Consider the following 25446-nt stretch of genomic DNA (forward strand, 5'->3'; position numbering starts at 1 on the left):
GATACTGGCGGCATGACGCCGTACGACGTGATCGTCCCGGCCGGGGGAGCCGCCCGGCGGCTCGGCGGCGCGGACAAACCGGCCCTGACCGTCGGCGGGACCACCCTGCTGGACCGGGTGCTCGCCGCCTGCGCCGACGCCGGGACCACCGTGGTGGTCGGCCCGGCCCGGCCCACCGCCCGCCCCGGCGTCCGCCGGACCCGCGAGCGACCGCCCGGCGGCGGGCCGGTGGCCGCCGTCGCGGCCGGCCTCGCCGAGGTCACCGCCGAGCTGGTGCTGCTGCTCGCCGCCGACCTGCCGTTCCTCGACGAGCGGACCGTCCACCGGCTGGTCACCGCCCTCGACGAAGCCGGACCGGACACCGAGGCGGCCGTCCTGGTCGACGCCGCCGGCCGTGACCAGCCGCTCGCCGCCGCCTACCGCACCGCCGCCCTGCGCGCCGCGCTGGCCACCGTCGGCGACCCCGCCGGCCTCCCGCTGCGCCGCTTGACCGGCAATCTGCGCACCCTGCGGCTGGCCGACACCGATGACGTCGCCTACGACTGCGACACCTGGGAGGACCTGGCCCGGGCCCGTGAGCGCGACGGTGCCCCGTAGTCCTCACCCCGCTCCGCACCCGGGTGTGCGGGAAACGACGCGCGGCGCTCACCGGGCAAACATCCCGGGGAAACCGCCGATCAGGCAGCATGTCCGCATGGAGCGCACGCTGGATGACTGGATCGCCGAGGCATGTACCGAGCTGGGCATCGACCTGGACGTCGATGTCCGGGGTCTGCTCGACCTGGCCCGGGTGGTCGCGCACGGGGTGGACCGGCCCGCCGCCCCGCTGACCACCTTTCTGATCGGGTACGCCGCCGCGTCGCGCGGCGGCGGGCCGGAGGCGGTGGCCGAGGCGTCCCGGCAGGCCGCCGCGCTCGCCGAGCGCTGGGCCGCCGAGGCCGCCGACCAGGGACAGCCGTGAGCGCGGTGGACGACCTCGTCGTGCTCGACCAGCCGCCTGCCCCGACCGGCCCGACCGGCTGGGCGGCGGCCCGGGAGACCGCCCGCCGGGCCGGCCGGCCGGCGTCCGCGCCCCCGAGCGTCCCGCTGGCCGAGGCGCTCGGCCGCACCCTCGCCGAGCCGCTGACGGCGCTCACCGACCTGCCCGCCTTCGACACCTCGGCGATGGACGGCTGGGCGGTGGCCGGCCCCGGCCCGTGGCGGGTGGCCGGCCGGCTGCTGGCCGGGCGCCCGGCGGACGGCCCGCTGGCCGACGGCGCCGCCGTCGAGATCGCCACCGGCGCCCAGCTCCCCCCGGGCGCCACCGCCGTGCTCCGCCGCGAGCACGGGGAACCGGTCGGTCCGCTGCTGCGCGAGCGCGCCCCCGGCGCGCTGACCACCGGCCAGGACGTCCGGCCGCGCGGCCAGGAGTGCCGGCGCGGCGAGGAGCTGCTCCCGGCCGGGACCAGGGTCGGTCCGGCCGTGCTCGGCCTGGCCGCGGCCGGCGGCCACGACCGGCTGGCCGTGCACCGCCGCCCGGTGGTGGAGCTGCTGGTGCTCGGCGACGAGCTGCTCGGCTCCGGCCTGCCCCGGCCGGGTCTGGTCCGGGACGCGCTCGGTCCGCTGCTGCCGCCGTGGCTGCGGGCGGCCGGCGCCGAGACCGGTGAACCGCGCGCCGTCCGCGACGACTTCGGACTGCTCAGGGACGCGCTGCGGCACTCCACCGCCGATGTGGTGGTCACCACCGGGGGGACGGCGGCCGGCCCGGTGGACTTCCTGCACCGGGCGCTCGCCGAGATCGGCGCCAGGCTGCTGGTGGACGGGGTCGCCGTGCGGCCCGGCCATCCGATGCTGCTGGCCGAACTGCCCGGCGGGCGGCACCTGGTGGGCCTGCCCGGCAATCCGCTGGCCGCGGTCGCGGGGGCGGTCACGCTCGCCCTGCCGCTGCTGCACGCGCTGGCCGGGCGGGGCCCCGGCGAGCCGGTCCGCGCCCTCGCGGTCGACGACCTGCCCGGGCACCCGGTGGACACCCGGCTGCTGCCGGTCCGGCGGACCGCCCGCGGAGTGGCCCAACTCCCCTACGACGGACCGGCGATGCTGCGCGGGGTCGCGCTGGCGGAGGCGCTCGCCGTGGTGCCGCCGGGCGGCGCGGCGGCCGGCACCGCGGTCGAACTGCTGGAGGCACCGTGAACGCCGGCGGGGGACGGGGGTTCGGCCGTTTCTCCGGCCGGGCCCCGGCCGAGGCGGAGTCCTGGGCGGACGCCGGGATCGTGCTGCCCGCCCGGCGCAGTGCCCCGGCGGTCCGGCAGGTCGGCTTCCGGCTGCTGCTGGCCCTGGCGGTGCTGGTGGCCACCACGCTGATCGTCTGGGTGGACCACGAGGGCTACAACGACAACGCCGGGGGCGGGGTGAGCCTGCTGGACTCGGCCTACTACGCCACGGTGACGCTCTCCACCACGGGCTACGGCGACATCACCCCGTACAGCGACACCGCCCGGCTCACCAATATCTTCGTGATCACCCCGCTGCGGGTGCTGTTCCTGATCATCCTGGTCGGCACCACCCTGGAGGTGCTCACCGAACGGACCCGTCAGCAGTGGCGGTTGAACCGATGGAGGTCCACCGTGCGCGAGCACACCGTCGTGATCGGCTACGGCACCAAGGGCCGCAGCGCGATCGACACCCTGCTCCTGCAAGGTGTGCGCAAGGAGGAGATCGTGGTGGTCGACCCGCAGCGCAAGGCGGTCGACCAGGCCGCCGAGCACGGTCTGGTGGCCGTGCTCGGCGACGCCACCAGGACCGACACCCTGCTGCGGGCCGGACTCCCCACCGCCGCCCGGGTGGTGGTGGCGCCGGAGCGGGACGACACCGCGGCCCTGATCACCCTGACCGCCCGCCAGCTCACCCGCACGGCGACCGTCGTGGCGGCGGTGCGCGAGGACGAGAACGCCCCGCTGCTGCGGCAGAGCGGCGCCGACGTGGTGGTGACCAGTTCCAGCGCGGCGGGCCGGCTGCTCGGCATGTCGATGCTCAGCCCGCACACCGGCGCGGTGATGGAGGACCTGCTCACCTACGGCGACGGCCTGGACGTGGTCGAGCGCCCGGTCACCCGGGCCGAGGCCGGGCACAGCCCGCGCGAGTGCGAGGACCTGGTCGTCGCGGTGGTCCGCGGCCGCCGGGTGATCAACTACACCGAGCCGGAGGCGCAGACCCTCCAGCTCACGGACCGGGTGATCGTCATCAAGTCGGCCGCCCCGGCGTAGGGTTGTCCGTCATGAGTGATCAACCACGGCTCCCCTTCGGCGCCTTCGAGTTCCACGCCACCGCGCTGGAGGTGGCCGACCGGCTGGCGGCCCCGGTGGCCGAGGCGCTGGCGGCCTGGCCGGACCGGGAGGCCGCCGGCTCGGTGCTCTACGTCGAGACCGACCCGGAGAAGGCCGACACCGCCGTCTTCTGCGAGACCTACGACGTGCCGCTGGACGCCTCGGCGAACTGCGTGGTGGTCGCCGCCAAGCGCGGCGGGGAGACCACCCTGGCCGCCTGCCTGGCGCTGGCGACCACCCGGGTCGACGTCAACCGGGCCGTCCGCAAGCACCTGGAGGCCCGCAAGGCGTCGTTCGCCCCGGTGGACACCGCGGTGGGGGCGACCGGCATGGAGTACGGCGGGATCACCCCGGTCGGGCTCCCGGCCGGCTGGCCGCTGCTGGTCGACGCGGCGGTCGCGGCGGCCCCGTTCGTGCTGGTGGGCAGCGGGCGGCGGCGAGGCAAGCTGATCCTGCCGGGGCGGGCGGCGGCCGCGCTGCCCGGCGCCGTGGTACTGCCGGACCTGGCGGGCTGACACGCGGGTCGGCCCGCCGTCCGGCCACCGGTCCGCAGTAGCGTCGGGCCCATGCATGCGATGACGATTCCTGAACCCGGCGGGCCCGAAGCGCTGCGCTGGGCGGAGGTGCCGGACCCGGTGCCCGGGGCGGGCGAGGTCCTGGTCGAGGTGGCGGCCACCGCCGTCAACCGCGCCGACCTGCTCCAGCGGCAGGGCTTCTACGACCCGCCGCCGGGCAGTTCGCGCTATCCGGGGCTGGAGTGCGCGGGCCGGATCGCCGCGCTGGGCCCGGGGGTGGCCGGCTGGGCGGTCGGCGACGAGGTGTGCGCGCTGCTGGTCGGCGGCGGCTACGCGGAGCGGGTCGCGGTACCGGTCGGCCAACTGCTGCCCGTGCCGAGGGGGCTGACCCCGGAGCAGGCCGCCGCGCTGCCGGAGGTGGTCTGCACGGTGTGGTCCAACGTCTTCCTCACCGCGCGGCTGCGGCCCGGCGAGACGTTCCTGGTCCACGGCGGCGCGAGCGGCATCGGGACGATGGCGATCCAGCTGGCCAAGGCGGTCGGCGCCCGGGTCGCCGTCACGGCGGGCGGCCCCGAGAAGCTGGCCCGCTGCGCCGAACTGGGCGCCGATGTGCTGATCGACTACCGCGAGCAGGACTTCGTCGAGGTGCTCCGGGAGGCGACCGGCGGGGCCGGGGCGGACGTGATCCTGGACATCATGGGCGCCAAGTACCTGTCGCGGAACGTGGACGCGCTGGCGGTCAACGGGCGGCTGGTGATCATCGGGCTGCAGGGCGGGGTGAAGGGCGAGCTGGACCTCAACACCCTGCTGCGCAAGCGCGGCGCGGTGATCGCTACCAATCTGCGCGGGCGGCCGCTGGCCGAGAAGGCGGCGATCGTGGCGGCGGTGCGCGAGCACGTCTGGCCGCTGGTCGAGTCGGGAGTGGTGCGGCCGGTGGTCGACCGGGTGCTGCCGCTGGCGGAGGCGGCCGAGGCGCACCGGGTGCTGGAGGCCGGGACGCAGGTCGGGAAGGTGGTGCTGCGGGCCTGAGGTCGGCGGGGCGACGGGCACGGAGAGTCGGCGGCGGCGCGTCGGCGGCCCGGGCAGGTGGAGCAGATCGTCCGACATGCCCGGAATGTCGGACTGTGTGAGTCTGGACGGGAGCTGTCCCGCCGCCGACCCCGCCCCGCGCGGGTCGGCCGTCGCGGAAGGACCTCGACCGTGCCCGCACCTTCGTCCGCGTTCCTCGGGCCGCTGCCCGTGGCACTGCCGCCGCATCCTTCCCCCTCCCCCCGCCGACCGGCGCGTGCCCGGCGGCGGGCCCGGCGTGCCGACCGGGTCGGGTGGCGGCTGCTGGCGGTGGCGGTGCTCGGGCTCGCCGTGCCGCTCACGGTCGGTCCGGCCGCGATCGCTCTGCCCGGCGCGCCGGCCGGTGCCGTCGGAGCCGTCGGTGCCTTCCCCTCCCCGGTCGCCGACCCCGGACCGGCGGAGCAGCCGGGGGCGCCGGTGCCCTCCGGTCCGGCGGCGCCTTCGGACGGGCTCTCCCCCGGCCCCGCGCCACAGCCGGAGCCACAGCCGGAGCCGCCGTCGGCCGGCCCCGGGCCGGAGTCGGAGGCCGACGCGGAGACCCCCGTGGCGGAGGCCCCGGCCGAGCCGACGGCGTCCGAGCCGCCCTCCCCCGGGCCCGCCGCGTCCGAGCCGTCCGTCCCCGAGCCGTCCGTCCCCGCGCCGTCCGTACCGGGGACGGCCGCCCCGGTGTCGCCGCCCCCGGCGGCCGCGGCCGCCACGACGGTGGCCTGGCAGTCGGCCGGCCGGGTCCGCCCCGGCCCCTCCTGGGCCGACCGGGAGCAGCGCCACGGCCGGCACCGCCCCGCCTCGGCGCCCGAACGCACCGGGTCCGCCCCCGAGGGGGCGCCCGACGCGGGCCGGGCGCAGGCGGTCGAGCAGGTGCCGGAACAGCCCGCCGCCGGGGCGGACAGCGCCCCGGGCCCGGTCGCCGGGGGAGCCGACAGTGCGGTGGAGCCGGTCGCGCCGGAGGACGGTTCCGGCGGCGAGACCCTGGCCCTCGGCCGGTCCGGGCCGCAGGCGGTGCTGGTCGGTCCGGCCCTGCTGCCCACCCGCTGGGACGACGCGGCCACCCGCCAGCTGCCGCTGGGCGCCGGTCTGGGCCTGATCGGCTGCGGTCTGGGCCTGGTCGGGCTGCGGCTGCGCCGGGGCTGACCTCGCCCCGGAAAGCCGGACGGCCGCTCGTCCGGCTTTCCGGGGCGCCGACCGCCCGGTCCGCCCCCGGATCCGGGGGCGGACTGAGTATCCGTACGGATACCGCCGCCCCCGCCGCGGGCGTAGCGTCGTCCCCGGGTGCCGGCGCGCGGCCGGTCGCGGCACCGGCCCCGGGCGGGGCGGGTCGGGTCGGCCGGGGGCCTCCTCCCCGGCAACCCCAGTGAGGGAGAATGTGGTTCATGACGAATCCGATGAACGAGTACTCGTCGCAGGAGTTCCACCAGGCCATGGGCGGGCAGCCGCAGGACGGCCAGAAGGTGCTGATCGTCGGACCGGACGGGCTGCCGGTGGGTCCGGCGATGGGCCCGCTGGGGGGCGACGGCGACGGTCCGCGTGAACTGCCGGTGACCGAGATGGTCGAACAGCCCGCCAAGGTCATGCGGATCGGCAGCATGATCAAGCAGTTGCTGGAGGAGGTGCGGGCGGCTCCTCTGGACGAGGCCAGCCGGGCGCGGCTGAAGGACATCCACGCCAGCTCGATCAAGGAGCTGGAGCTGGGCCTGGCCCCCGAGCTGGTGGCCGAGCTGGAACGGCTGTCGCTGCCGTTCACCGAGGACTCGATCCCGACCGAGGCCGAGCTGCGGATCGCCCAGGCGCAGCTGGTGGGCTGGCTGGAGGGCCTGTTCCACGGCATCCAGACCGCGCTGTTCGCGCAGCAGATGGCGGCCCGGGCGCAGCTGGAGCAGATGCGGCGGGCGCTGCCGCCCGGTCTGCACGGCGGGGAGCCGGAGGGGGACGAGCCGGGCGAGGGCCGCGGCATCCGCTCCGGTCCCTACCTGTAGGCGTCGGCCGTACCCGTACCGCCGCGGCCCCGCCGGGGCGGCACGGAACGGGGCGCGGCCGGGCGCCCCGGCCGCGTGAGCACTACCGACCGGTACCGGGTCGCGACCCGGACACAGTCCCGGCCCTGGGCCGGTCGGTGTCCTCGTGAGCCGATACCCTGACCCCCTGTCGCAGTCCGGGCGAGCGTCGCGACAGGGGTCGGGCAGGCCAGCGGGCCGGGCCCGGAACACGCACGGACGAGACCGAATGTCACGGCGGCGGCGGTACGGCCGCGCCGAGGGGGAGCAGAGACCATGAGCGAGCACGGCAACGCGGCGGCCGAGGGCTACTCCCTGGGCAACGGGCGGTACGTGCTGCAGCGGGTGCTGGGCGAGGGCGGCATGGCCTCGGTGCACCTCGCCTACGACAGCGTGCTGGACCGCCAGGTCGCGCTGAAGAGCATGCACGCCGAGCTGGGCCGGGACGACTCGTTCAAGGAGCGGTTCCGCCGCGAGGCCCAGGCGGTGGCCCGGCTGGAGCACCCGAACATCGTCACCGTCTACGACAGCGGCGAGGACATCGCCCAGGACGGCTCCAGCACGCCGTACATCGTGATGCAGCTGATCGACGGCAAGGGCCTGCGGGACGCCATCAACGAAGCGGTCGGCCAGCACGGCGCGATGCCGGTCGAGGAGGCGCTGCGGGTCACCATCGGTGTGCTCAACGCGCTGGAAGCCTCGCACGACATGGGCCTGGTGCACCGTGACATCAAGCCCGGCAACGTCATGTTCGACCGCAAGGGCAACGTCAAGGTCATGGACTTCGGCATCGCCCGCGCGCTGGAGAGCGGGGTGACCTCGATGACCCAGACCGGCATGGTGGTCGGCACCCCGCAGTACCTCTCGCCCGAGCAGGCGCTGGGCAAGCCGGTGGACGCCCGCTCCGACCTCTACTCGGTCGGCGTGATGCTCTTCGAGATGATCACCGGTCAGCTGGTCTTCGACGGCGACTCGGCCTTCTCGATCGCGTACAAGCACGTCCAGGAGGAGCCGCCGGCGCCGTCGACGCTCAACCCGCGGCTCGCCCCGGCGGTCGACGGGTTCGTCGCGACGGCGCTGCGCAAGGACCCGGCGCACCGGTTCCCGAGCGCGGCGGCGATGCGGGACGAGGCCGAGCGGCTGATCGCGGCCGGCAAGGGCGGCGGCAGCCCGCTGGCGGCCAGCAACCCGCTGGTGATCACCGACGGACCGCGCTCGGTGCACGCCGCGCCGCAGACCCCGCCGCCGGCCTTCCAGACCCCGCAGCCGCAGCCGTTCCAGACCCCGCCGCCGGTGTTCCAGGCCCCGCACACGCCGCAGCCCTTCCCGCAGCCCCAGCCGTTCGCGCAGCCGCAGCCGTTCCAGACCCCGCCGCCGGCCTTCCACGCCCCGCACACGCCGCAGCCCTTCCCGCAGCAGGCGCACACCCCGCCGCCGCACCCGATGCCGGCGCCGCCGTTCCAGCCGGCGCCCGCGTCGAACAGCGGGGGCTGCTCGACCGCCCTGGTGATCATCGGCATCATCGTCGGTGTGATCGTGCTGGCGGTCATCATCATCGCGATCGTGGTCAACCGGGCCGAGGGGCAGTCGACGGGCGGGTCCACCAGGGGCGTCTCGGGTGCCGCGGTCACGGTGCTGCGGCTGGACGACCAGGCCGACCGGAATGGCCTGCTCTGACAGGTTCCGCCCGAATCACGCGTGCTCCGGGGACCGGCCGGAGGCGGTAGCGTTCCGGGGACACGAGCGACAGGGCACCGCGATCCGAGCGAAGGCCCGGGGCGAGGAGCGATGGCACAGACGCAGCATCCGGACGACGACGGGGCCTGGGCGACCGGTCCGGGCGGCGGGCCCCCCAGGATGCCCGAGCCCGGTGGCGACGCCGGAACGACCGCGCTCCCGCCGTACGGCGCTCCGCAGACGCCCGGCCGGGGCACCGCCGCCCCGCTGGGCACGGTCGGTGACGGCCGCTACCGGCTGACCCACCGGCTCGGCCGGGGCGGCATGGCCGAGGTGCTCGCGGCCCAGGACGTCCGGCTCGGACGGACCGTCGCGGTGAAGCTGCTCCGCGGCGAGCTGGCCCAGGACGAGATCGCCCGGCTCCGCTTCACCAGGGAGGCGCACGCCGTCGCGGCGCTCAACCACCACGCGATCGTCGCCGTGTACGACACCGGCGAGGAGTACGTCGGCGAGGAGTCGACGCCGTACATCGTGATGGAGCTGGTCGAGGGCCGGACCGTCCGCGAGCTGCTGGTGGACGCGGAGGAGCCGCCGGTCGACCAGGCGCTGATCATCATCGCCGGGGTGCTGGAGGCGCTCGCCTACAGTCACCGGCACGGCATCGTGCACCGTGACATCAAGCCGGCCAACGTGATCATCACGACCACCGGCGCGGTCAAGGTGATGGACTTCGGCATCGCCCGGGCGCTCACCGGCACGGCCTCGACCATGACCCAGACCGGCATGGTCATGGGCACCCCGCAGTACCTCTCGCCGGAGCAGGCGCTGGGCAAGCCGGTCGACCACCGCTCCGACCTGTACGCCGCCGGCTGCATGCTCTACGAACTGCTGGCGCTGCGACCGCCGTTCACCGGCGACACCCCGCTGTCGGTGGTCTACCAGCACGTCCAGGACATGCCGGTGCCGCCCTCGCAGGCCAATCCGCGGGTCCCGGCCGGCCTGGACCACCTGGTGCTGCGCTCGCTCGCGAAGAACCCGGACGACCGCTTCCAGGACGCGGACGAGTTCCGCGCCCACATCGAGCACGCGCTGCGCGAGCTCACCGGCGGCACCGGCGGCTGGCCGATCGGCGCGACGGCCGGACTGGCCGCGGCCGGCCAGGGCTACGGCGGCATGCCGCCGATGGGCGTGGACGAGACGGCGGTGCTCGGGGCGGGTGTCCCGGGCGACCCGACGGCGATGCTGCCGTACCAGGTGCCGGGCGGCCCGCACACGCCGTCCTCCGCCTACCCGCCCTACGGCGACGGCGACGGTTCGGACGGCGGGCAGGGCGGCGGGCACGGGCGTGGCGGCGGCGGGCGTCGTCCGTGGCGCTGGGTGGCCGCCGTCGTTGCGGTGGTCGTCGCGGCCAGTGCGGGCATCGCCATGGCGCTGAGCGGCAACGACAACGGCGGCGGCGGCGGGAAGCCGAGCGACCTCGGCCCGAGTACCGGGGTGGTGTCGACGGCGCCGGAGGCGACCGCGCCCAGCGCCGGCTCGACCACGACCACGCCCCCGGCCGGTCAGACCTCGCGCCGTCCGCAGCAGCCGACCGACACCAACAACAACGGCGGCAACCAGAGCCAGGCACCGAGCCAGCCGACCGGCAAGCACACGACCAGTCCGCCGGCGACGCCGAGCACGACCGGCAGCAAGGCGCCGAGCCCGACCACCTCGCCGACCGGGTCGGCCACCGCCCCGCCGACCAACACCCCGACCACGGGGACGGGCGGCGGCGCGACGACGCCCCCGGCGACGGCACCGCCGGCGACCAACCCGCCGCCGACCGGGGCCGGCAGCCAGACGCCCCCGGCCGGCGGCGGTGCCGGCGGCAACACTCAGAAGCCGACCGGCGGTGCGGCCACCCCGGCCGTTCCCTGACGGCTGCCCGGCGGTCGCCCGACGGCCGGCCCCCGGGTCAGTTGGCGAAGGCGTCCAGGACCTGCTCGTACTCCTGGCACCACCACGCCAACTGGCCCGCCGAGGCGGGATAGAGCGGGTCGGCCCGGTGGTCGCCCCGCTGGTAGCGCCACTGGAGCATCCAGAAGTCGTTCAGCCGCTCCCACCAGACCCGGTGGGCCGCGGCGGCCAGATGCTCGGCGGTGGCGGCGCCGGTGGCCCGGTACGCCTGGGACCAGTGCCGCACCCGGACCAGGTCCAGTACGCCGGTGGCGCGGTCGTTGAGGACCAGGGTGGCCGCGCGGACGGCCTCCTCGGCCCGCGGCTGCCGTCCCAGCTTGTCCCAGTCCAGGACGGCCGCGATCCGTCCGTCCCGGTGCAGCAGGTTGAGCCCGTGGAAGTCGCCGTGGGTCCAGCCGGTGGGCGGGGCGGCCCCCGGGGCGGGGCGCCGGTGGGCGTGCTCGGCGAGCAGCTCCAGCCGTTCGGTCAGCCGGCGTTCGGCCAGCGCGTCCAGCTCGTCGTGCGGGCGGTGCTCACGGGCCCGTTCGCGCAGGTCGTGGGCGAGCGCGGAGCTGTCGAGCGGATCGGCGCTGCGGTAGCCGGAGGGTTGTGCGACGGGGGCGCAGACCTCGTCGAGGGCGCTGTGCAGCCGACCGAGCAGCGCGCCCAGTTCGGCGCACTGCGGCGGGGAGAGTTCGGTTCCGTGGCGGTGCCCGCCGTCCACCCAGGGGAAGAGGGCGAACAGTCGGCCGCCGAACGCGGCGATGGTGCCGGTCCGTTCGGCGAGGGCGAGCGGGGGCTCGACGGGCAGGCCCAGGGCGGCGAGGGCGCCCATCGCCCGGTGGTGGCCGGCGACCGCCTCGCGGCCGGCGGTCGCGGCGTCGACGTAGCACTTCAGGAAGTAGCCGCCGGCCTCGGTGGTGACCCGGTAGCCGCGGTTCAGCAGGCCCTCGGCGACGGGTTCGGCGGTGAGCAGGCGGCCCACCCGGTACCGGCGCAGGACCTCGGCGAGCGCCGCGTGGGGGACGGGAGGGCTGAGCGTTCCTATCGGGGGAGCGGTGAGGTCGGGACGGGCTGGTGCACAGGCAAGGGTCTGGCTGAAAGTCACAGCCAGAGGTTAGGACCTCTCGGCGGGGGTCCTTGACAGTTCCTCAATTGTGTGCTGCACCAAGATCAGTGCTGTTGGTCCGCCTGGTGCCGTGCCACGAACGCCGCCGCCTGGGTCCGTCGCTCCATCCCCATCTTGGCGAGCAGACTGGAGACGTAGTTCTTCACCGTCTTTTCGGCGAGGTGCAGTTCATTGCCGATCTGACGGTTGGTCATCCCTTCGCCGATCAGGTCCAGAATGCGGCGCTCCTGCTTGGTGAGCTGGGCGAGCCGTTCGTCCTCCTTCTCGCCGCCGTCCCGCAGCCGTGCCAGCACCCGACTGGTGGCGACCGGGTCGAGCAGCGACTTGCCGGCCGCGACGTCCCGGACCGCGGTGATCAGGTCGGTGCCGCGGATCGCCTTCAGCACGTAGCCGGAGGCGCCCGCCATGATCGAGTCGAACAGGGCCTCGTCGTCCGAGAACGAGGTCAGCATCAGACACTTGATCTCCGGCAGCCGGGACCGGATCTCCCGGCAGACCTCGACGCCGTTGCCGTCCGGCAGCCGGACGTCGAGCACCGCGACATCGGGGTGGACGGCGGGGATCCTGGTCAGCGCCTCGGCCGCGGTGCCGGCCTCACCGACCACCTCGATGTCCTCCTCGACGGAGAGGAGTTCATGGACACCCCGGCGGACCACCTCGTGGTCGTCGAGGAGGAATACCGTGATTTGTCCTTTATCAGTCACGCGCAAAGCCTCCCATATCACCCTACGAAAGACCTCTTGCCCGCAGCGCGGCGGGGGCACGATCCGGCCAGAGCGGTCCAAACCGATGCCGGTAACCCCCTTACGCCGGAGCCTCCGCCCGGATAACGTGCGCTGGTGTCCTGAACGCGACCGAATTGAGAGCTGCGCCACACGCGCGGTTTGTAGACCCCGAACAAGTAGGACGTCCTAGCGCAGACGCGTCGAGGACGGACGCTGGGTAACGTTCTCGTGAGGGACGCCGTCGGAAAAGGATCACCACCTGCCCCGCTGCGGGTGCGCACACCCACGCGCGCCCCGCGAGGCGGTGACCGGACCGGTCACCGGCGACCCCGGGCGGCCGGACAGACCGAGGAGTGAACGTGACCGTCAAAAGCACGGCGAGGGCCCGCAAGAAGGCTGCCCCCGGCGTCCGCGCCACGGCCAAGGACGCCCAGCCGGAACTCGTACAGCTGCTGACCCCGGAAGGCGAGCGGGTCGAGCACCCGGACTTCCCGCTCACCGTGGAGGCGGACGAGCTCCGGGCCCTCTACCGTGACCTGGTACTGGTGCGCCGCTTCGACGCCGAGGCGACCTCGCTCCAGCGCCAGGGCGAGCTGGGCCTCTGGGCCTCACTGCTGGGCCAGGAGGCGGCCCAGGTCGGTTCCGGCCGCGCGATGCGACCGGGCGACTACGCCTTCCCCACCTACCGCGAACACGGCGTGGCCTGGTGCCGCGACGTCGACCCGCTGAACCTGCTCGGCATGTTCCGCGGCGTGAACCACGGCGGCTGGGACCCGAACGAGAAGAACTTCCACCTGTACACCATCGTGATCGGCGCGCAGACCCTGCACGCCACCGGATACGCGATGGGCATCACCAAGGACGGCGCCGACGACGCGGTGATCGCGTACTTCGGCGACGGGGCCTCCAGCCAGGGCGATGTCAACGAGGCGTTCACCTTCGCCTCGGTCTACAACTCGCCGGTGGTCTTCTTCTGCCAGAACAACCAGTGGGCGATCTCCGAGCCCACCACCACCCAGACCAAGATCCCGCTCTACCGCCGCGCCTCCGGCTTCGGCTTCCCGGGCATCCGGGTCGACGGCAACGACGTGCTGGCCTGTCTCGCGGTCACCCGCTGGGCCCTGGAGCACGCGCGCACCGGCAACGGCCCGGTGCTGATCGAAGCCTTCACCTACCGGATGGGCGCGCACACCACCTCCGACGACCCGACCCGCTACCGGGCGGCCGACGAGACCGAGTCCTGGAAGGCCAAGGACCCGATCACCCGGCTGCGCACCCTCCTGGAGAAGGAGGGCCTGGCCGACGAGGAGTTCTTCGCCTCGATCGAGACCGAGAGCGAGCAGCTCGGGCTGCGGGTGCGCGAGGGCGTGCGCGGCATGCCGGACCCCGACCCCACTCTGATCTTCGACCACGTCTACGCGGAGCCGCACGCGCTGGTCGATGAGGAACGGGCCGGGTACATCGAGTACGCGGCCTCCTTCGAGGCGGGGGAGAACCACTGATGGCCGGCCAGCTCAGCATCGCCAAGGCGCTCAACGGGGCGCTGCGCAAGTCGCTGGAGAGCGACCCGAAGACCGTCCTGATGGGCGAGGACATCGGCAAGCTCGGCGGCGTCTTCCGGATCACCGACGGCCTGCAGAAGGACTTCGGCGAGGACCGGGTGATCGACACCCCGCTCGCCGAGTCCGGGATCGTCGGCACCGCGATCGGCCTCGCGCTGCGCGGCTACCGCCCGGTCGTGGAGATCCAGTTCGACGGCTTCGTCTACCCGGCCTTCGACCAGATCGTCTCCCAGCTGGCCAAGATGCACGCCCGGGCGCTCGGGCACGTCAAGATGCCGGTCACCGTCCGCATCCCCTACGCGGGTGGCATCGGCGCGGTCGAGCACCACAGCGAGTCGCACGAGGCGTACTTCGCCCACACCGCCGGCCTGCGGGTGGTCACGCCGTCCAACGCGCACGACGCGCACTGGATGCTGCGCCAGGCCATCGAGTCGGACGACCCGGTGATCTTCCTGGAGCCCAAGCGGCGCTACTGGGACAAGGGCGAGGTCGGCGACGCCGCCGACCTGGGCCTGCACGACGCGCGGATCGTCCGCCCCGGCGCGGACGCCACGCTGATCGCCTACGGGCCGATGGTCAAGGTCTGCCTGGAGGCCGCCGCGGCCGCCGAGGAGGACGGCCGCCGGCTGGAGGTCGTCGACCTCCGCTCGCTCACCCCGGTCGACTTCGCCGCCCTGGAGGAGTCCGTCAAGCGGACCGGACGCGGCATCGTGGTGCACGAGGCCCCGGTCTTCCTGGGCATGGGCGCCGAACTGGCCGCCCGGCTCACCGAACGGTGCTTCTACCACCTGGAGGCGCCGATCCTGCGGGTCGGCGGCTACTACGCGCCGTACCCGCCGTCCCGGGTCGAGGAGTCCTTCCTTCCCGACCTGGACCGCGTGCTCGACGCCGTCGACCGCGCGTTCGCGTACTGAGACCGGGGAGCGCTGATGACCACCGAAGTTCGCTCGCTCCGCGAGTTCAAGATGCCCGATGTGGGCGAGGGCCTGACCGAGGCCGAGATCCTCAGCTGGTACGTCAAGCCCGGTGACACCGTCACCGACGGGCAGGTCGTCTGCGAGGTGGAGACCGCCAAGGCCGCCGTGGAGCTGCCGATCCCGTTCACCGGGGTCGTCGAGCAGCTGTTCTTCCCGGAGGGCGCGACGGTCGACGTCGGTACCGCGATCATCTCGGTCGCGGTCGCCGGGGAGGCGGGGACGTCCGTCGCCACCGCCCCGGCCCCGGCCCCCGTCGTCGAGGCCCCCGAGGCGCCCGAGCCGGAGCGGCGCGAGGTGCTGGTCGGTTACGGTCCGCGGACCGGCGGCAGCCAGCGCCGGGCGCGGCGCACCACGGTCACCGCCACCGCCACGGCCGCCGGGCCGGCTCCCACGCCGGCTCCGGCGCCCGTCGCCGCCCCGGCCCCGGCGCCGGCCGTCGAGGTGTCCGGTGACCGGCCGCTGGCCAAGCCGCCGGTGCGCAAGCTGGCCAAGGACCTCGGGATCGACCTCCGGGCCGTCACCCCGACCGGTCCGGACGGCGTGATCACCCGCGAGGACCTGCACGCCCACGCGGCCGCCGCCGCTCCGGCGCCGGCTCCCGTCGAGGCCCCGGCCGCCGAGCCGGTGTCCGCCGCCCCGGTGTCCGCCGCCGTGGTCCTGCCCGGCGCGGGCGACGTCCGGGTGCCGATCAAGGGCGTCCGCAAGGCGACCGCGCAGGCGATGGTGGCCTCGGCCTTCACCGCTCCGCACGTCACCGAGTTCGTCCAGGTCGACGTGACCCGGACGATGAAGTTCGTCCGCCGGCTCAAGGAGAGCGGCGAGCTGGGCCGGGACGTCCGGGTCAGCCCGCTGCTGCTGGTCGCCAAGGCGCTGCTCACCGCGGTCAAGCGCCATCCCGGGATCAACGCCCAGTGGGACGAGGCGGCCCAGGAGATCGTCATCAAGGGTCAGGTGAACCTCGGCATCGCCGCGGCCACCCCGCGCGGTCTGATCGTCCCGAACATCAAGGACGCCGGTGCCCGGACCCTCTCCGGTCTGGCGGTCTCGCTCGGCGAGCTGATCGAGACGGCCCGCCAGGGGAAGACGGCGCCCGGCGACATGCAGGGCGGCACGATCACGATCACCAACGTCGGCGTCTTCGGCGTCGACAGCGGTACCCCGATCCTCAACCCCGGTGAGGCGGCCATCCTCGCCTTCGGGGCGGTCCGGGAACTGCCGTGGGTGCACAAGGGCAAGGTCGTCCCGCGTCAGGTCACCACGCTGGCCCTCTCCTTCGACCACCGGCTGGTGGACGGCGAGCTGGGCTCGAAGGTGCTGGCCGACATCGCGGGCATCCTGGAGCACCCGAAGCGCCTGATCACCTGGGGCTGACCCGCCCGGGAGACATGAAGGGGCCCGGCTCCGCACCGTCGTGCGGAGCCGGGCCCCTTCGTTCCGCGGTCCCGGTGGTGTCCGGTTCCTGGTGGTGTCGCAGGACCCGAGTGGTGGTCAGGACCAGGCGGTGTCGTCGTCGTGGCGGACGGTCTGTTCGTACATGGTGCGGCTCCAGGGGTTTCGTCCTCTGATGCATGGGACGTCCGACTCCGTGCGGGGTTGTCGCCGTTCCGGCGGGACTTCCGCACCGCGGCGGCGGAGGCGGACGGCTGGGTCGTGGTGGCGGGGGTGCCGTCGGAAAAGTCACGGTCGGTGATCAATATCCGCCTGCCTGGACTCATAGGTATGACTGGTTGGATTCTTGTGGTTCGTCCACATCGGTGACTTTTTCGCCTTTCGGTGAGGACGACACGCCGGTGCGGGTACGTCTTCGCGTCCACCACCCGGGCGACGCGGGTGACCGGAACGTCGAGGACGCACCCGTATGCCGCCTGGCAACCCTGGCCCGATCGTCCGGAGTCTGGCCGTGCTCGTGCTGGTGTCCACCGCCGTACTGCCGGCCGCGCTCGAACTGGTCGGTCCCTCACCGTTCGGGGTGATCGGGGCCGGCGCCCCGGCCGACCGCGCGGTCCCACCGCACACCGCGGTGCAGCACGCCGACCTGCGCACCGCCGGGGACGCGCCGACCGTCGACATACGGCGGACCGGCGACCCGGCCAACCGGATCACCCTCGTCCTGCTCGGCGACGGCTACACCGCCGAGGAGCAGGACGTGTTCCGCGAACAGGCCGACCGGGCCTGGCGCGCGCTGATGGAGATCGAGCCGTTCCGCAGCTACCAGGGGTTCTTCAACATAAGGCGGGTCGAGGTGGTCTCCCCGGTCTCCGGCATCGCCGAGACCGAGAGCCGCGGCCGCAGCCCGGCCACCCCGCTCGGCATGCACTTCTGGTGCGAGGGCACCGCCCGGCTGCTCTGCGCCGACGAGGAGGCGACGGCCCGGTTCGCCGGCCGCGGCGAGGGCCCGCAGTACCTGATCGCGCTGGCCAACTCCACCGAGTACGGCGGCGCCGGCGGCACCGGGGTGACCACCCTCGCCGGCGGCAGTCCCGACGCGGGCCGGATCATCCAGCACGAGATCGGGCACACCGTCGGGGACCTCGGCGACGAGTACGACAGCGCGCCCGACGACGCCGACTACCCCAACCTCTCCACCGAGAACGCCGACGACATGCGCCGCAAACAGTCCAAGTGGTGGCGCTGGCTCGGCGCGGACTCCCCGGACGGCGCCGGGACCATCGGCGCGTACCGCAGCGCCAACGGCATCTACCGGCCCACCCCGGACTCGGTGATGCGCACCCTCGGCGGGGCCTACAACCTGCCCTCGCGGGAGGCGATCATCGAGGAGATCTACCGCCGGATCCGCCCCACCGACGCCGCCGTTCCGGCCCCCGGCGACGTCACCGGCCGGCCCCGGCTGGAGGTCCGGCCGCTCCCGCTGACCGGCGCCCGGCAGCTGCGGGTGGACTGGACGGTGGACGGCGCCCCGGTCGAGCCGCAGGCGGCGGACCACAGCTGGCTGGACACCGCGTCGCTGTCGCTGGAGCCCGGGCACGCCGCGACCGTCACGGCGACCGTCCGGGACACCACGGACTGGGTGCGCGACGAGGCGTTCCGGGAGCGGTACATGACGCGCTCGGTCTCCTGGACGGTGGCCGGCTGAGGCGTGGGCGGAGGCGGGGCGGGAAGCGGGCCCGTGGCGGGCTCCGTGGCGGCCGTCACCCTGGGCATCCAATGATGGGATGACTAATCTGGGGCCACTATGACCGTGGAGCCCGCCCGTTCAGCCCGCCCCCTGTCCGCCTCCGCTCCTCGCGCCACAGCCGACCGCACCGGTGGGCCCGTCGCCGGTCCCGCCGCCGGCCCCTGGCAGCCGCCCGGGGGCCGCGCCGCCTGGACCGCCTGGTCCATCGGGGCGAGCGTCTACGTCCTGGCCGTCATCCACCGCACCAGCCTCGGTGTCGCCGGCCTGGACGCCGCCGACCGCTTCGGTATCGGCGCCTCGGCGCTCTCCACCTTCTCGATCCTCCAGGTCCTCGTCTACGCGGCCATGCAGATACCCGTCGGCGTGCTGGTCGACCGGTTCGGCCCGCGCAAGGTCCTGCTGCTGGGCGTGGTGCTGCTCAGCGCCGGCCAGCTCGCCTTCGCCTTCTCCGACGCCTTCGGGCCCGCGCTCGCCTCCCGGGCCGTGCTCGGCTGCGGCGACGCGATGACGTTCATCAGCGTGCTGCGGATCGCCGCCCGCTGGTTCCCCGCCGCGAAGAACCCGCTGGTGGCCCAGCTGACCGGTCTCGCCGGGATGAGCGGCAACCTGGTGACCACGGTCGTCCTCGCCCAGGCCCTGCACAGCGAGGGCTGGACGCCCACCTTCACCGCCATCGCCCTGCTGGGCATCGCGGTCTTCGCGCTCGTCGCGCTCTTCCTCCGCGAGTCGCCGCAGGGGCCCCCGCCGGCCGTCACGGCGGTCGGGCGGCCCCGGCTCGCCGTCCGGCGCCAGGTCCGGGACGCGTGGCGGGAGCCGGGCACCCGGCTCGGGCTCTGGATCCACTTCACCACGCAGTTCCCCGGCAACGCCTTCGGTCTCCTGTGGGGCCTGCCCTACCTGGTCCAGGCCCAGGGCATGACCCGTACCGAGGCGGGCGGGGTGCTCACCCTGCTGGTGCTCGCCAACATGAGCTTCGGCTTCCTGTTCGGCCGGCTGCTCTCCCGGACCTCGCGGGCCCGGATGCCGATCGTGCTCACCACCATCGGCGTCACCGCGCTGCTGTGGGCGGTGACCCTCGCCTGGCCCGAGGGTCATCCGCCGCTCTGGCTGCTGGTCACGGTGGTCCTGGTGATGGGCAGCAACGGCCCGGCCTCCCTGGTCGGCCTCGACTACGCCCGCGCCCGAAACCCCGTCGAACGCCTCGGCACGGCCTCCGGCATCGTGAACATGGGCGGCTTCATCGGCACGATGATCACGCTCTTCGGCATCGGCGTGCTGCTCGACACCCTCACCCCGGCCGGGGCGGACGGGTACTCCGCGAGCGCCTTCCGGTGGGCGTTCTGCTGGCAGTACGTGCCGATGGCGGTGGGCACGGTGATGATCCTTCGGCTGCGGCGGAGGCTTGCCGCGGAGCCGGCGTAGGACTTCCGACCTTTACGACCTTCCCGACCTGCGGAAATGGGGGATACCCTCAGTCCCACTGAGGGTATCCCCCAGTTCCCTCAGCCCCGGTACTCGCGCATGAACTCGGCGAACTGCCGCGGTGTCCCGTGGATCCGGTCGATCCGGCCGCGGTCCACCACCGCGTACATGAGAGCGTCGTCACGCGTCGGTTCGGCCGCCGGCCGGGGCCGGGCCTCGTCCCGCATCCGGACCAGGTCCACGATCCGCAGCTTCGGGCAGCCCGGGACCGGTCGGCTCCCCCGGATCCCGACGTGCTCCCCGCCCCGGCACTCGAAGTACGGGCCGAACGGCGGCCCGCTGTCGTCCTGGCCGGGCAGCCGGAGGGACATCTCCCCGTGCCGGCAGTGGACTGTGCCGTCGGAGTGGACGGTCAGGCCCGGCCAGTCCTCGTGTTCGATCCGTGCGACGACGTACACCTGCTGCCCGATCGCGTCGGTGAGCGTCTCCGCCATCCGCCGTTGCTGGGTGGGGATGTCGGTGTCGCCCCGGCGGACGGAGGGGAGCAGGTCCCGGCTGACCCACTCCTGGAACGGCTTGGAGGCCGGCTTGTTCGAGCGCATGATCAGCTTGTAGAGGCCGGCTTCGCTGATCACGTTCAGCATCGGATTGCCGCGCTCGTAGGGTTTCTCACCTGCGGAAACGCGATTAACCTTCCCGAAAGTTAGGTTAATCAAGCGTGAGTTGACCAGCTGTGTGTGTTCGATTCCGACAACCTCGCGGACACGGCTCGGGTTCATTCGGCCCAACACCGTGCACACGTCCGCAGTGACGAACCACGGCTCGCCGTCGATCATCACGACCCTGATCGGTTGTCCCGTGACCGGGAAGCTCGACCGGACCAGCTCCATCCGCCCCTGCATCGTCTGTTCGTCGTCCATCTGGACGCCCCTCCTTCGTTCGGGTGACGCTGCCCGGAACAACGACGGCGAACAGGGGGGGGTACTGGTTCCAATGTGACGTACGGGAGCACGAGGCGCACTCACCCGGCGCGCGCGGTGCGTGTACGCCGGGCGAGTGAACGGAGGGGCTACGGGGTGACGGAGAAGTTGGCCAGGACGCGGTTGGCGAGCTCCCGGTCGCCCTCGACGATCACCGAGCCGGGGCGGCCGCGGCCGCAGGCGAGGCGGACGTAGGTCTCCCAGTCGAGGGTGAGCTGGACGTCGGGGGCCAGGCTGATGGACTCGTCCACGCTGCCGCGGCCGGAGGAGTCGACCCGGACGGTGCGCAGGAACTCGACCGGGCCGGTGACGTCGACGACCAGGGTGGTGCCGGCGGGGGCGCCGGACCGGTGGGCGACGGCCTTCGGCAGGCCCTGGAGCAGGACGTCACGGGCGACCAGCGCGGCCGGGGAGTCGAGGTTGCCCGGGGTGCCGAGGGCGCGGCGGAGGTCCTGCTCGTGCGCCCAGACGTCGAACGCGCGCAGGCGGAGCAGCTCGTGGTACGGAAGGTCGCGGCTCTGCGGGCCGGCCGGCCAGCGGACCGGCTCGTTCGGCAGCTGCTTGGCGTTCCGCAGCGCCCGGGAGCGGCGGATGATCGTGTAGTCCAGTTCGCCGGTCATCTCCAGCGCGGTGTGGCACCGGCGCTTGTCGACGGGCAGTTCGAGGTAGCGGGCGGCCTCGGTGGTGACGTGCAGCAGGTCGCGGGGCAGCGCGTGGATCGGGCGCGGGTCGCCCAGGAGTTCGGACTCGACGGCGATCACGTGCGAGACGACGTCCCGGACCGACCAGCCGGGGCACTCGGTGGCCCGGTTCCAGGAGCCCTCCGGCAGGGGCGCCACCAGTTCGGATATCGCCTCGATGGACTGCGTCCACGCGTCGGTGTACGCCTGCACGGTCTGGTTGTCCGTCACGGGAATCTCCGGCCCTCCGTCAGCTGCCTTGCCACGCGTGTCGCGCACTCGGGGACCGGTCGGGAAGGTCCGGGTCCCGGGCGCACACGCTAACCGCACGTTACGCTGCCGGGTGAGAGCAGGGCAGCGCTTTCGGGTGACGATCGTAGGACTCTTGCCGTGGACGGTGGTACTGTGCGCGCTTCATTGATCCAACTCGTGGTCTCCGACACCGAGCCCCCGGCCGAACGGCGGGCCCGTGCGGCCGCCCTGGTGCGGGCCCAGCGGGGATCCGACCTGGTGGTGCTGCCCGAACTGTGGGCGCTCGGCGGTTTCGCCTACGACCTCTGGTCGGACGGCGCGGAGGCGCTGGACGGGCCGACCTCGGACGCGATGGCGGCGGCGGCGAAGGCGGCGGGCGTCTGGCTGCACGCCGGTTCGATCGTCGAGCGCGATCCGGACGGGCCGATCTACAACACCTCGCTGCTGTTCGCCCCGGACGGCGAGCTGGTGCACACCTACCGCAAGATCCACCGCTTCGGCTTCGACAGCGGCGAGGCGGTGGTGATGGGCGCCGGGCAGGAGATCGTCACGGCCGCCACCGATGTCGGCACGCTGGGCCTGGCGACCTGCTACGACCTGCGCTTCCCGGAGCTGTTCCGGGCGCTGCTGGACGCCGGTGCCCAGGTCCTGGTGGTCCCGGCGGCCTGGCCGGCGCGGCGGCGGGAGCACTGGACGCTGCTGAACCGGGCGCGCGCGGTGGAGGAGCAGGCGTACGTCCTGGCCTGCAACACGGCGGGCACGCACGGCGGGGTCGAGCAGGCGGGCCACAGCATCGTGGTGGACCCGTGGGGCCGGGTGCTGGCCGAGGCGGGGGTCGGCGAGGAGGTGCTGACCGTGGAGTTCGATCCGGCCGAGGTGACCCGGGCGCGGGCGGAGTTCCCGGTGCACCGGGACCGGCTGCTCGGTATCCCGGCGCCGGTGCAGCGCTGACGGCACCCCGGGGCTCCGGAGCGGGGCCGGGGTCGGGCCGGGGCCCGGGCAGGGCGGGAGCGCGGCGGGGCACATGTGGGGGCTTGTACACAGCCGTGTCCTTTTTGAGAAGATGAGCCCTCGTCGTGTTACCAGCCGTTCTTCCGCCGGCCTGTCCCGTCAGGCCGCCAGCCCGCCCGAGGAGGTCGCGCGCATGTTCGGCACCGGCGCGGGCGGCACCCGTCCCGTGATCCAGCGCAACAGCCTGCGCGAGCAGATCGCGGGCGCGCTGCGCGAGGAGATGATGGCCGGCCGGCTCGCCGCCGGGCGGAACTTCACCGTCAAGGAGATCGCCGAGCTCTACGGGGTCTCGGCGACCCCGGCCCGGGAGGCGCTGGTCGATCTCGCCGGGCAGGGACTGCTCCGGGCCGAGCACCACCGGGGCTTCACCGTTCCCGAGTTCGGCTGGGACGACTTCCGGGAGATCTTCGAGTCCCGGGTGCTGATCACCGACAGTTACGTCCGGCGGCTGGCCGCGAACCCCGGCCCGCCGGACGAGAGCCGGCTGCCCTCGCTGCGCCGCCGGGCGGACGCCGCGGTGCGGGCGGCCCGGTCGGGCAACCTGGACGTGATGGTGGGCTGCGACCGCCGGTTCTGGCAGGAGGTGGCCGGCCTGCTGGGCAACCGCCGGATCGCCGACTACCTGGACTGGCTGCGGGTGCAGTCGTGGATGTTCGCCGCGCGGTACCTGCGGTCGATGCCCCAGCTGGCCGGGGTCTGCTGGGACAGCCACCTCGACCTGGTGGACGCGATCGAGGCGCGCGACGTGGCGCGCGTGCACCGGATCGTCTGCGAATACAACCTGTTCACGGTCGGACTGCTGGCCGAGCTGGCCGGGCAGCCGGTGGAGACGGTGGGGGTGCTGCCGCTGCTGACCGGCCGCCCGGTCACCGGGGTCCCGGACGGTGCGGTGCCGGACGGTGCGGTGCCCGCGGCCGGGGAGGGGGCGGAAGCCGACGGCGGGCCGCGGCCGGAGAGCGCCGCGCAGGCTCCGCGGACCGGGTGGACACCGGGCGGGACCGGGGCCGGACAGCCGGCGCCGGGTACCGCGCACCACCCGGCGGAGCCGGGCCGGGAGGCCGGCGGCGCCCGGGGCCGGGAGCACGACCTCGGCCGCGAGCTGGGCCGGGAACTGGGCCTGGGCCTCGGTCTGGTACCGCAGCCGAGGTCGGTCCCGTACGGACGGTTCGGTCGCCGGCTGCCCGATCCGCCGTCCGGCCAACTGCCCGAGGGACGGCCCGATCCGCATCGCGCGCCGGGCCGGTAGGGTGGGCGGACGTTCGTCCTGGCCGCTCCTCGTACCGACCGTCCGGGTACCGACCCCCGCCCATTCGCCGTCCGCCGCCGCGCGGCCGGTTCCCGCCGCCCGGAGAGGAAGAGCCGGCCCATGGCCTGCGACCTCTGGCTCGTCCCGCTGGTGGACGTACTGAGCCACAGCCCCGACAACCCGTTCCGGGACGACTTCGCGCTCTACAACCGGGTGCTGGCCGGGAACGGCCTGCCCGAGATGCCGGTCTACCGGTACGTGCCGGGACTCAGCGGGGCGGTCGAGCCGATAGCCGCCTTCGACTACGACTCGCTGCACTTCCTGCGCCGCGCCTACCTGCTGGGTCTCACCGGTCTGGACATCACACCGGTGGACGCGCTGGGCGGGGACTACGAGCAGCTGCTGGAGATGTTCGAGAGCAGCGCCGAGCAGTCGCACCTGGTCTGGCACTTCGACCACGCCGGCGCCTATGTGCCGATCGAGTTCGCCGCCCCGCTGGTGGAGGAGTCGCTGCTGGCCTCGGGCGGGCCGCTCGGCTCCAGCCACGGGCTGCTGCGGGAACTCCAGGCCGTGGCCCCGGCGCTGGGCATCGACCCGCTGGACCCGCCGGCGCCGACCCGGCCGCTCGGGCCGACCGGCCTGGAGCAGCCGTTCGGCCCGCCGCTGGACGACCTGCACCCGTTCGCCCGGGAGCGGCACGCCTGGGCGGGCCTGTACGCGGCGGCGACCCGGAGCCTGCACCAGGGCTCGATGGTCGTCTTCGCCTGAGCCGTCGGGCCGTCCTCGCCCGAGCCGCCGCGTCGTCCTCGCCCGAGCGCCGGCCGGCGACCGCCGACCCCCGGCCGCCTGCCCGGCTTCTCGCCTCCCCGCCCCCGGCCCCGCCGCCTCCCGCTACCGCAGCGGACCCTCCGGCGGCCGCTGGCGCGGCATGGTGGGCCTGGCCCCCGGCGGCGGCAGCACCCGGACCTGGGCCCCGACGCCCGGCTCGGTGCGCCCGCCCCAGCTGCCGGCGGCCTGGGTGGGCAGCCGGGTCATCCCGGCCCGGAACTCCAGCATCCACTCCGAGGTCTCCGTGCGGACCATGTCCGAGACGTCCTCGCAGAACCTCCGCAGCACTCCGAGGCACCGCTCGGCGGCCTCGCCCGCCGTCCCCTCGGTGGGGCCGAGCACCTCCCGGACGCACTCCGAGGCCCAGTCGAACTGGAAGGCTTCCAGCCGTCGCTGCAGCGCCTGCGCGGTGGAGACGTCGCGCATCCAGCCGGAGGTCAGCCCGAACGCCCGGTCCGCGCCGTAGCAGGCCCCGGCCAGCGCCAGTCCGACGTAACCCCAGCCGGCGGCGTGCGAGACCGTCCCGGTGAGGTCGACCAGCGGGGCGGTGACCCCGCCGATCGCGAAGCCGGTCGTGCCGAAGCGCAGCAGCCGGGCCCAGCGGCGCTTCCAGATCCGGTCCCGGCGGTACCAGTCGATCGCCTCGACCGCCCGCTCCTCGGACCAGCGGTACAGCTCCTCCAGTCGCTCGGCGGGCTCGCCCCAGTCCCCGAGCGGGAACTGGCGGGCGCTCAGGTCGGACCGGCGGCGGGTCGACGCCTGGCGCGCGATGGTCGCGGCGGGCGGATCCTCCTCGCCGATCTCCTTGCCCCAGGCACTCTCCTCGGGCTGCATTTCCGGCTGGCTCACCTGTGGGGCTCCCTGTGGCGGGCGGACGGCTGGTCTGACTGGTCCCGACTCCGCGCGGACTGACGTGTCATCGGCCTGACGGCTCGTGAAACGCCGGACAACGCGCCGAACACGCCGCCGTTCCGGGGCGGGTGCGGGTGTCCCGGGGCGGTACCGCC

Annotated in this window: 23 protein-coding genes; 18 read left to right on the forward strand and 5 right to left on the reverse strand. The window is 74.2% G+C overall.

Annotated features, from left to right (window positions below):
- Nucleotides 1–12 precede the first annotated feature (12 nt).
- The 10 genes from ACIQ9P_RS11020 (at nucleotide 13) to ACIQ9P_RS11065 (ending at nucleotide 10473) form a co-directional block, all read left to right on the forward strand.
- Nucleotides 13–597: a molybdenum cofactor guanylyltransferase gene (locus ACIQ9P_RS11020; protein ID WP_402353174.1), complete on the forward strand. Its 585-nt coding sequence runs from the start codon at nucleotides 13–15 to the stop codon at nucleotides 595–597.
- Between the two features lie 97 nt (nucleotides 598–694).
- The gene (locus ACIQ9P_RS11025; RefSeq protein ID WP_402353177.1) at nucleotides 695–961 is read left to right on the forward strand and encodes a DUF6457 domain-containing protein; all 267 of its coding nucleotides are present in this window, start codon (nucleotides 695–697) and stop codon (nucleotides 959–961) included.
- The gene (locus tag ACIQ9P_RS11030; RefSeq protein ID WP_402353180.1) at nucleotides 958–2169 is read left to right on the forward strand and encodes a molybdopterin molybdotransferase MoeA; all 1212 of its coding nucleotides are present in this window, start codon (nucleotides 958–960) and stop codon (nucleotides 2167–2169) included. Before ACIQ9P_RS11025 ends, ACIQ9P_RS11030 begins: the two co-directional genes overlap by 4 nt.
- A 77-nt stretch (nucleotides 2170–2246) precedes the next feature.
- A complete protein-coding gene (locus ACIQ9P_RS11035; protein WP_402353908.1) occupies nucleotides 2247–3242 on the forward strand; it encodes a potassium channel family protein in 996 nt (331 codons plus the stop codon).
- A gap of 11 nt (nucleotides 3243–3253) precedes the next feature.
- The gene (locus ACIQ9P_RS11040; RefSeq protein WP_402353183.1) at nucleotides 3254–3817 is read left to right on the forward strand and encodes a YbaK/EbsC family protein; all 564 of its coding nucleotides are present in this window, start codon (nucleotides 3254–3256) and stop codon (nucleotides 3815–3817) included.
- Nucleotides 3818–3868: 51 nt separating this feature from the next.
- Nucleotides 3869–4846 carry an NAD(P)H-quinone oxidoreductase gene (locus ACIQ9P_RS11045; RefSeq protein WP_402353186.1) on the forward strand — a complete coding sequence of 326 codons (978 nt, stop codon included), beginning with the start codon at nucleotides 3869–3871 and terminating at the stop codon, nucleotides 4844–4846.
- A 171-nt stretch (nucleotides 4847–5017) separates the two neighbouring features.
- The gene (locus ACIQ9P_RS11050; protein WP_402353189.1) at nucleotides 5018–6016 is read left to right on the forward strand and encodes a hypothetical protein; all 999 of its coding nucleotides are present in this window, start codon (nucleotides 5018–5020) and stop codon (nucleotides 6014–6016) included.
- A 287-nt stretch (nucleotides 6017–6303) separates the two neighbouring features.
- Nucleotides 6304–6858 (forward strand): bacterial proteasome activator family protein, encoded by a 555-nt coding sequence (locus tag ACIQ9P_RS11055; protein ID WP_402353911.1) that lies wholly within the window; start codon nucleotides 6304–6306, stop codon nucleotides 6856–6858.
- Nucleotides 6859–7152: 294 nt separating this feature from the next.
- A complete protein-coding gene (locus ACIQ9P_RS11060) occupies nucleotides 7153–8553 on the forward strand; it encodes a protein kinase (protein WP_402353192.1) in 1401 nt (466 codons plus the stop codon).
- 111 nt (nucleotides 8554–8664) lie between these two features.
- Nucleotides 8665–10473, forward strand: coding sequence for a protein kinase (locus tag ACIQ9P_RS11065; protein WP_402353195.1), 1809 nt, complete (start codon nucleotides 8665–8667; stop codon nucleotides 10471–10473).
- Between the two features lie 37 nt (nucleotides 10474–10510).
- Here ACIQ9P_RS11065 and ACIQ9P_RS11070 read toward each other — a convergent pair whose 3' ends face one another.
- Both ACIQ9P_RS11070 and ACIQ9P_RS11075 read right to left on the reverse strand, forming a co-directional pair.
- Nucleotides 10511–11599 carry a phosphotransferase enzyme family protein gene (locus tag ACIQ9P_RS11070; protein ID WP_402353198.1) on the reverse strand — a complete coding sequence of 363 codons (1089 nt, stop codon included), beginning with the start codon at nucleotides 11597–11599 and terminating at the stop codon, nucleotides 10511–10513.
- Nucleotides 11600–11664: 65 nt separating this feature from the next.
- A complete protein-coding gene (locus ACIQ9P_RS11075) occupies nucleotides 11665–12324 on the reverse strand; it encodes a response regulator (RefSeq protein ID WP_402353201.1) in 660 nt (219 codons plus the stop codon).
- 380 nt (nucleotides 12325–12704) lie between these two features.
- Between ACIQ9P_RS11075 and pdhA the strand changes: the two genes are divergently transcribed.
- The 5 genes from pdhA (at nucleotide 12705) to ACIQ9P_RS11100 (ending at nucleotide 19442) form a co-directional block, all read left to right on the forward strand.
- Complete coding sequence (pdhA, locus tag ACIQ9P_RS11080; protein ID WP_402353204.1) at nucleotides 12705–13847, forward strand: pyruvate dehydrogenase (acetyl-transferring) E1 component subunit alpha; 1143 nt, start codon at nucleotides 12705–12707, stop codon at nucleotides 13845–13847.
- Nucleotides 13847–14821, forward strand: coding sequence for an alpha-ketoacid dehydrogenase subunit beta (locus ACIQ9P_RS11085; RefSeq protein ID WP_402353207.1), 975 nt, complete (start codon nucleotides 13847–13849; stop codon nucleotides 14819–14821). The genes pdhA and ACIQ9P_RS11085 overlap by 1 nt, the downstream gene beginning before the upstream one ends.
- Nucleotides 14822–14836: 15 nt before the next feature.
- A complete protein-coding gene (locus ACIQ9P_RS11090) occupies nucleotides 14837–16255 on the forward strand; it encodes a dihydrolipoamide acetyltransferase family protein (RefSeq protein WP_402353210.1) in 1419 nt (472 codons plus the stop codon).
- Nucleotides 16256–16742: 487 nt separating this feature from the next.
- A complete protein-coding gene (locus tag ACIQ9P_RS11095; RefSeq protein WP_402353213.1) occupies nucleotides 16743–17978 on the forward strand; it encodes a M64 family metallopeptidase in 1236 nt (411 codons plus the stop codon).
- Nucleotides 17979–18077: 99 nt separating this feature from the next.
- On the forward strand, nucleotides 18078–19442 hold the full coding sequence (locus ACIQ9P_RS11100; protein ID WP_402353216.1) for a nitrate/nitrite transporter: 1365 nt from the start codon (nucleotides 18078–18080) through the stop codon (nucleotides 19440–19442).
- Between the two features lie 80 nt (nucleotides 19443–19522).
- Here the strand turns inward: ACIQ9P_RS11100 and ACIQ9P_RS11105 are convergent, their stop codons facing one another.
- Nucleotides 19523–20362, reverse strand: coding sequence for a Bro-N domain-containing protein (locus tag ACIQ9P_RS11105; protein WP_402353219.1), 840 nt, complete (start codon nucleotides 20360–20362; stop codon nucleotides 19523–19525).
- Between the two features lie 149 nt (nucleotides 20363–20511).
- Nucleotides 20512–21333, reverse strand: coding sequence for a maleylpyruvate isomerase family mycothiol-dependent enzyme (locus tag ACIQ9P_RS11110; protein ID WP_402353222.1), 822 nt, complete (start codon nucleotides 21331–21333; stop codon nucleotides 20512–20514).
- A 174-nt stretch (nucleotides 21334–21507) separates the two neighbouring features.
- Here ACIQ9P_RS11110 and ACIQ9P_RS11115 point away from each other — a divergent pair, with 174 nt between their 5' ends.
- The 3 genes from ACIQ9P_RS11115 to ACIQ9P_RS11125 all read left to right on the forward strand — a co-directional run bounded on the left by ACIQ9P_RS11115 (nucleotide 21508) and on the right by ACIQ9P_RS11125 (nucleotide 24379).
- Nucleotides 21508–22305, forward strand: a complete 798-nt coding sequence (locus tag ACIQ9P_RS11115) for a carbon-nitrogen family hydrolase (protein WP_402353225.1) — start codon at nucleotides 21508–21510, stop codon at nucleotides 22303–22305.
- A 193-nt stretch (nucleotides 22306–22498) separates the two neighbouring features.
- Nucleotides 22499–23611, forward strand: a complete 1113-nt coding sequence (locus ACIQ9P_RS11120; RefSeq protein WP_402353228.1) for a GntR family transcriptional regulator — start codon at nucleotides 22499–22501, stop codon at nucleotides 23609–23611.
- 120 nt (nucleotides 23612–23731) lie between these two features.
- Nucleotides 23732–24379 carry a hypothetical protein gene (locus ACIQ9P_RS11125; protein ID WP_402353231.1) on the forward strand — a complete coding sequence of 216 codons (648 nt, stop codon included), beginning with the start codon at nucleotides 23732–23734 and terminating at the stop codon, nucleotides 24377–24379.
- A 123-nt stretch (nucleotides 24380–24502) separates the two neighbouring features.
- Here the strand turns inward: ACIQ9P_RS11125 and ACIQ9P_RS11130 are convergent, their stop codons facing one another.
- Nucleotides 24503–25288: an SLATT domain-containing protein gene (locus tag ACIQ9P_RS11130; RefSeq protein ID WP_402353234.1), complete on the reverse strand. Its 786-nt coding sequence runs from the start codon at nucleotides 25286–25288 to the stop codon at nucleotides 24503–24505.
- Between the last annotated feature and the right edge of the window lie 158 nt (nucleotides 25289–25446).

The sequence above is a fragment of the Kitasatospora sp. NPDC094019 genome (genome assembly GCF_044764505.1).
Lineage (GTDB): Bacteria > Actinomycetota > Actinomycetes > Streptomycetales > Streptomycetaceae > Kitasatospora.